5 protein-coding genes are annotated in these 6,235 nt (G+C 57.4%); 1 reads left to right on the top strand and 4 read right to left on the bottom strand.

Annotated features, from left to right (window positions below):
* Positions 1 to 49: 49 nt before the first annotated feature.
* The 3 genes from PHT20_RS16035 to PHT20_RS16025 all read right to left on the bottom strand — a co-directional run bounded on the left by PHT20_RS16035 (position 50) and on the right by PHT20_RS16025 (position 4,210).
* On the bottom strand, positions 50 to 1,309 hold the full coding sequence (locus PHT20_RS16035; RefSeq protein ID WP_301021310.1) for an AAA family ATPase: 1,260 nt from the start codon (positions 1,307 to 1,309) through the stop codon (positions 50 to 52).
* 894 nt (positions 1,310 to 2,203) lie between these two features.
* Positions 2,204 to 3,472 carry an FIST N-terminal domain-containing protein gene (locus PHT20_RS16030; protein ID WP_301021309.1) on the bottom strand — a complete coding sequence of 423 codons (1,269 nt, stop codon included), beginning with the start codon at positions 3,470 to 3,472 and terminating at the stop codon, positions 2,204 to 2,206.
* A 21-nt stretch (positions 3,473 to 3,493) separates the two neighbouring features.
* A complete protein-coding gene (locus PHT20_RS16025; RefSeq protein WP_301021308.1) occupies positions 3,494 to 4,210 on the bottom strand; it encodes a PhaM family polyhydroxyalkanoate granule multifunctional regulatory protein in 717 nt (238 codons plus the stop codon).
* 242 nt (positions 4,211 to 4,452) lie between these two features.
* On the opposite strand from PHT20_RS16025, the gene PHT20_RS16020 reads away from it, so the two are divergent.
* Positions 4,453 to 4,755, top strand: a complete 303-nt coding sequence (locus tag PHT20_RS16020; protein ID WP_301021307.1) for a hypothetical protein — start codon at positions 4,453 to 4,455, stop codon at positions 4,753 to 4,755.
* 1 nt (position 4,756) lies between these two features.
* Here PHT20_RS16020 and PHT20_RS16015 read toward each other — a convergent pair.
* Positions 4,757 to 6,235 (bottom strand): pyruvate kinase (locus tag PHT20_RS16015; RefSeq protein ID WP_301021306.1); only part of this gene is annotated, 1,479 nt, incomplete at its 5' end.

Here is a 6,235-nt window from a genome sequence, read left to right as displayed (position 1 = left end):
GAATGGCTTTGGCACGACGGCGACGAAAGTGGTTTGAGGGCCTTTGGGCTCAAGCTGAAATTGACCCAAGTCTGCACAAGTTCGGACTCGCTTGAAACATCGAAATCTCTAATGGATTATCTGGGATCAAGGCAATGCTGCGGTCGGCCGTGTTCATGGTGCCCAAGATGTACAAATTAGGCGGCAAGCGCAGGTTATGTCCACCGATCTCAGTGAACGCGTGCTCAAGCGCCACTTGCCGATTCATTGCCCCCGGTTCAAACAGGTAAAGGCACTCCCCCAGCACCTTGGCCAAATCGGCACGATTGATCTCATCTATCACCAACACATAAGGCAGATGTGGCTTGGCATGAGCCTGCTGGATGGCACGCAACAAATGTCCTGCCGCCGGTGCAAACCGAAAACCCTGGGCACTGTCGTCGGTCACAGGTCGCAAACCGCCCACAAAAGACTCATAGGTGGTGCCGGCGTGAAACTGAATCACCTCGCCCACACCGCCAAACACATCGCGCAGCACGGCCTCTGTGGCCAAACGTGTTTTGCCGGTACCGGGTGGACCCTCCAAAATCACGAACCGACGTGTCTGCAACAGGTCGGTCACCTGCTGGCTTTGCACCGGCGGCATCAGGTGCGCCAGCCATTGCGCTTTCACGGACTGGGCAGCAGCTTGCGCCAGCGCTTTGCGTTCAACACCGCGCACGTCCATGAACAAATCTATCAGCACCGTCAAGGCTGATTCACGTGCACTTTGATCAGCTGGCGTACCACTGCCGGCCGGGGCGTAGCAGGCGTAGATCACCTGGCCATACTTTTCAAGTGTGTTGCGCCAGGGTGTCAGGCGCTCCTTGACGGCCATAGGCAGCTTTTCATCGGTATTGACCGGCTCACGTTTGGCCCAGGCAAAACTGCCGGACGCCAAGGTGGATAGCCAGCGGGCAATGGCTCGGCACTGACGCGCGTGCCCTGGGCGGCCCAAGACCATGTCATCCGGCGCAATCGACTGGGTGCCTACCACCATGCAAATCAAAGACGGGCCAACTGCATCGGCAGGAAACACCACAAAACTGAGGCCACCATACGGACCCGAGGTGTCTTGCTCTGGCGCAATCAAAGCCACATAAGGCACGGCACCAGGTTTGGTGTCGGCGTTGATGCGCAGCTGAAACCGGTTTTCTTCGGGCTGCTTTTTGTTTTCAAAGTCTTTGATGCGGGCGTAACGCTCTTTGATGTCTTGGTAAAAAGCCTTGCGCAAGGCTGCCTCGTCCCACTGGGCCCGCGGCATGTTCACAGCGTTGAGAATGTTTTGCATCAAATCATGACTCCCAAAAAATGGCCAAGCTGGCAGCGCTCAGGCGTGGTTCAGTTTAAGCTGTTCGCCTGTGAGCCTATCGACCCAGCTCTTAAGCAAAAAATTCAATCTTTGAAGTATTCAGCCATCAGGTCGCCGCCGTGGTTGGCATGACGACCCAGTCATACCATTGGCCAACCAAAAAAATAGGGGCGCTTCACGATTGATTGACAAGGGCTAGCGCCCTTCTGACCTTTGACGACACTAGCCACCCTGGCCGCCACGCCCGAGCTGCAGAAATACCAGCCCTGAAGCGCGTCACCTGGCGCTACTGCCGTCAACAACACAACTTAATTACTACATATTTAATAGCTACTAACGATTATTTAATAAGCACTACAGGCTTTTTATATATAAAATATTTCCAATTCAAATCGCTCCCACCATGCCCCAGCCTGGGTAACTTTCACCCTCTGCCACACCAACTCGCCCCGGCAACACCACGCACACGCTGGCGGTGTCGGCGCTGCAGTTTGACAGCGCCACCCTGTTACCGGCACAAAAGCGGTTCAACCACGCAGTGGAACGGCAAATGATCACAGAGCTGAAATTGCCCATGTTCAGCACCCTCAGCCCCGCCGCGCTGCGCCGCCACCTGAAAGAAGCTGAGCAAATGTTGCGTGAAGACATGCCAGCATGTAAGACGACCTGCTGGCGGTGCAAAACGATGTCTATTTCAAGCGCTGGCTGCGTGAGCAAGAGCAGGCCAGGCAAGAGGCCTTTGACTGCCCGTTTTGAGTTTGAGCTTGCGGGGTCTGCCATGGCCCCAAGGCGCAGGCTGCAAACACCCAGGGTAATCAAATAATAGCTACGTTTAATGTAGCTATCTGCGCTCTATTTATAAGCGCTAGAGGCCTATTTACCTGTGAAAACCGTCAGCACGCCGGTGTAGCCATACAGGTGGTGGCGGGCAATTTCTCCGGCGGCAAAAAAGCCCACCAGAGGCACATCACCCAAGGCGCGGCGGATGATTTGCAGCTCGGCACTGTCACCGCCAAAATGCGCGCCGCCACGGCCATTGCAGCTGACGTAAATGGCGCCAGCAATGCCACGCGCGGCGTGGGGCGCCGCCTCAGCGTCAGAGGCGGCCAGAGCGGTAGCGGTTTCCAGCGCTTGCTCTTGCGGCTCAAGTTCTTCGCGAATTTCTGCGCACACGCGCATCAAATCAGCGCGCGCTGCTTGCACGTTGCGCTGGCAAAACGCCAGCGCCATGCCTTCTGTCACGCCATCGGCCAGCGCCACGCCAGCGCGGGCGGGGTCCAGGCCAATGATGTGGCGCACCATCACGTCGGGGCCAAAGTTGCCCGTGCGCAATACCGTGGGGGTGGCATCCACCAGGCTGGCGGGCTCGGTCAGCCCGGCCAACGTGTTGCGAATGGCGACCAGTGCCTCACGCGGCTCGTCCAATGTCACTTGCAGCTCGCGCAGCAGCACAGTCAGTGCTGGCTCACCGTCCAGCGCCAGCACCACATTGCGGTCGGCACGGGTGATCTGGTGCGCACCATGAATGGGCAAACAGCCTTGCGTCACGCGCGACACCAGCGCCACCTCGGAGCCAAATGCCACCCCGCTCAAGCCACCGTGAAACACCCCACTGGTGTTGCCCTGGCCTTTGACTGTGCCGTCTGCCGCCACCGCAAACTGCACGGCGGGGCCACGGCTGGCGGCCAGGCCACCAAATACATAACCGGCATCGGTGCGCTCGGCCAGCTCTTTGATCAAATCGGCCACGTCGGGCGTTTGGCCGTCGGCATGCACCAAGGCGGTGTGGGCTTCAAACGTCAAGCCCAGCGGTGCCACGCCTGAGAACACGCGGTATTGGTCGCTGGGCAGCTCTAGCAGCATCACGGCCAGCGCGGGCTCGTCAAAATACTCCACGTTGTTGGACGCAATGCCCACCCCCACGGTGCCCGCCCAGTCGGTGATCTCGGGCAGTTCGGCACTGAGGTGGTCCAAAATGGCCTTGGCATGGGCAGCGTAGTGGTCGGTGATGTAGAGCAGCGCCAGCGTGGGGCTGCTGGCATAGCCGTGCAATGCCATTTGGGCGCGCAACTGCGCCAGCGCCAGATTGGCGGCCATGCCCCACTGTGGGTGGGTGGCGTGTGCGTAGGGGAAAAGTTTCATGCCAAACCCAGCGTCCAGGCCTTAGCTGCGACTGCGTGGAGCGGTCTTAGCCGCTGTTTTTTTAACCGTTTTTTGAGCTGCTGCGGTTTTGGCAGCAGGCTTTTTGGCGGAGCTGCTGGCTGCGCCTTTGGACATGGCTTTGGCAGTTTCTTTGGCCGCTGCTTTGACCAGGTTTTTGCCCATGTCCAAACTGGTGGCCTTGGCTGCTTCTTGCATGGCGCCAGCGGCAATGTGCTGAAACTGCTGGGTCAGCGCCGTCCACAACTGCATCGGGTCAACCATGCCGGGGGCAGCGGCTGGTGTGGTGGCAGCAGCAATTTTTTGCACTGCAGCTTCGGTTTTTTCTGCGGCTTCGGCCACGCTGTGGGCGGTGGCAGCAGCTTGCTCGGTGACCTTGTGCACGCTGCTGGCCACGGTGTCGACGGCCTTGAGCTTGAAGGCATTGGCCAGATCGCCCACATTGAAGTTCATGCCTTTGAGGGTGGCCAGCGTCATTTTTTGCACTTCAAGCGCTTGTACCGTGGCACCCAGGGCTTTGGAGTTTTGATCGAGCCAGAAATGCACCGCTTTGAGTTCAGCAATGCGTTTTTCAAGCTCTTCTTCATTGAGCGTGGGCGCGATCCAGTTGGCCATGTTGGGCATTTGCGGCACGGCTTGCGTCGCGTTTTTGGCCAGGTTTTGCAAAAAGTCAAAGCCGGGCACAAATTTGGCAAAACCAGCGTGTTGTGAATCACTCATGACGTTCTCCTGTAAGTTTCTGTGGGTGGCTACAGCTTACTCTAATGCACGCTTTGAGCGGTAGGGCTTGGGTGTGTACGCTGACGCAAAGAGCAGAATGTATGGCCATTTACAAAAAACATGTCACACCAATGACATCAAAAATTCATCAAAAAGAAGCGCTTAGTGATGTACCTTAAACACATCTTCCATTTTTAGAGCGCAAGTCTGCTTATCAACAGCCAGCGCCATTCAAGACCATCATGATTGCCATCAAAAAAGCCCGCAAACTCATTCAAGCCGACCCATTGGACGCTGATGCCCAAATCATCTCAGTTCTGGTGTTGCAACTGCAAAGCGGCGGCAAAATTTCGGTACCGCAGTTGTACCAGCTCAAGCATGCCAACTTTTTGTTAGCGCTTGAAATCTTGGCCGAGTGGCGGCTAGACCGCTACTACGCCAAGAAATTGCGCTTGCTTGATATCAGCGACCAAGCTTATACCCTGGCCATGCAGGGGCAAGTGATCGACCCACCAGACATGCAGCCGACCCCAGAGAAAGCTTAAATCAACTCGTGAGTAAGGTCAGGCTGCTTTTTTGCGCCTTTGACCCTAAGCGTGTCAAAGGGTAGGTGGCAATTTGCGGGTGTCCGGCCATGCGTTGCAAGAGGTGATCAAGGGTATGAACAGCCTCGGTGATGAACGGCCCTTTGTTAAGCATGACGCACTCAGCGCGCACCCCCAAACCCGCATCGCTGATTTCTGCCTGGCTAGGCAACCCCGTCTTAGCCAGCTTTTCTAACACCTGGGTAGACCAGATCACCGGCATGTGGGCAGCCTCGGCACAGTTCAAGATCTCTTCTTGCACCTCGGCCATGCGCTCAAAGCCGCATTCCACCGCCAGGTCGCCACGTGCCAGCATGATGCCAACGTGTGGCGCAGCCATGGCGGCCAGCATCAACTCGGGCAAGCGCTCAAAACCTTGAAGCGTCTCAATTTTCAAGATCAGCCCCATGTCGTTGCGCTGCAGCCGTTGCAAATGCGTACACAGAGCCGCGATGTCTTGGGGGTTTTGAACAAACGACAACCCAACCATGTCGGCGAGTTCGGCCACGGTGTCGAGGTCAGTGATGTCTTTGTCAGTCAGCGCAGGTAAATTCAGCTGACTGTCGGGCAGGTTGATGCTTTTGTCGGCCGCCAATTTTTCGCCACCTATGCGGGCGTAGGTGATTTCGACCTCTGCCGCATCGGCGTACATGCTGCAAATCACCCCACCCAAACGGCCATCATCAAACCAGATGCGCTCCCCCACTTTGACCTTATCAAGCACTTGTGCCAAGGTGCAAGGTACCTGCGGCAAGGCGGTGTCGGGGTCTTGGTCAAAGTCTTCAAAGTCCGGTGGCTGCGCGGTGCGGGGGCGGGTCAACAGCAGGTGGTCGCCTACCGACAGGCGCAAGACGCCGGGGGTGTTTTCAATTTGACACACCAGGCTGGTGTACGTTTTTTTGCCTTTGGGGTGCTTCAGGTGCAACACGGTCTCGGGGGTGATGTAGGTGGTGCGCAAGCACTCGGCCACGGCACCGGTGCTGTCGCAGCGGGTGACCAGCAAGTGGCGTTTGGCACCCCGGGCATCGGTAAGCTCTATGCTGGCGCCCACCTTCAGCCGGCTTAACCACTCTTGCCACACACCCACACACACCGCCACACCGGGCATGGGTTGGCACGCTCCCATGGCCTGCATGCCCAACTGCGCCGGGCTGTAAATATGGCCAAACTCGTCTTTAGCTGGCTTGAGTTTGAGCACCGCCGCACCAGGCGCAATCGCACCCGTGCGGATTTTTGGGCCACCTAAATCCATCAATATCTTCACTTTGCGGCCGGCTTTTTTGGCGGTTTTGCGCACATGCGCTGCCATGGCGCGCCACTGCACAGGGGCATCGTGCGCGCAGTTGATGCGCGCAATGTCCATGCCAGCTTCAACCAGCTCACGCACCAGAGCCACGTCGTCTGCGGCTTCGGTGGGCAGGGTGACCATGATGCGGGTATC

It is taken from the genome of Rhodoferax sp., from assembly GCF_028715765.1.
Lineage (GTDB): Bacteria > Pseudomonadota > Gammaproteobacteria > Burkholderiales > Burkholderiaceae_C > Rhodoferax.
This window is presented reverse-complemented; position numbering and strand designations above follow the sequence as displayed.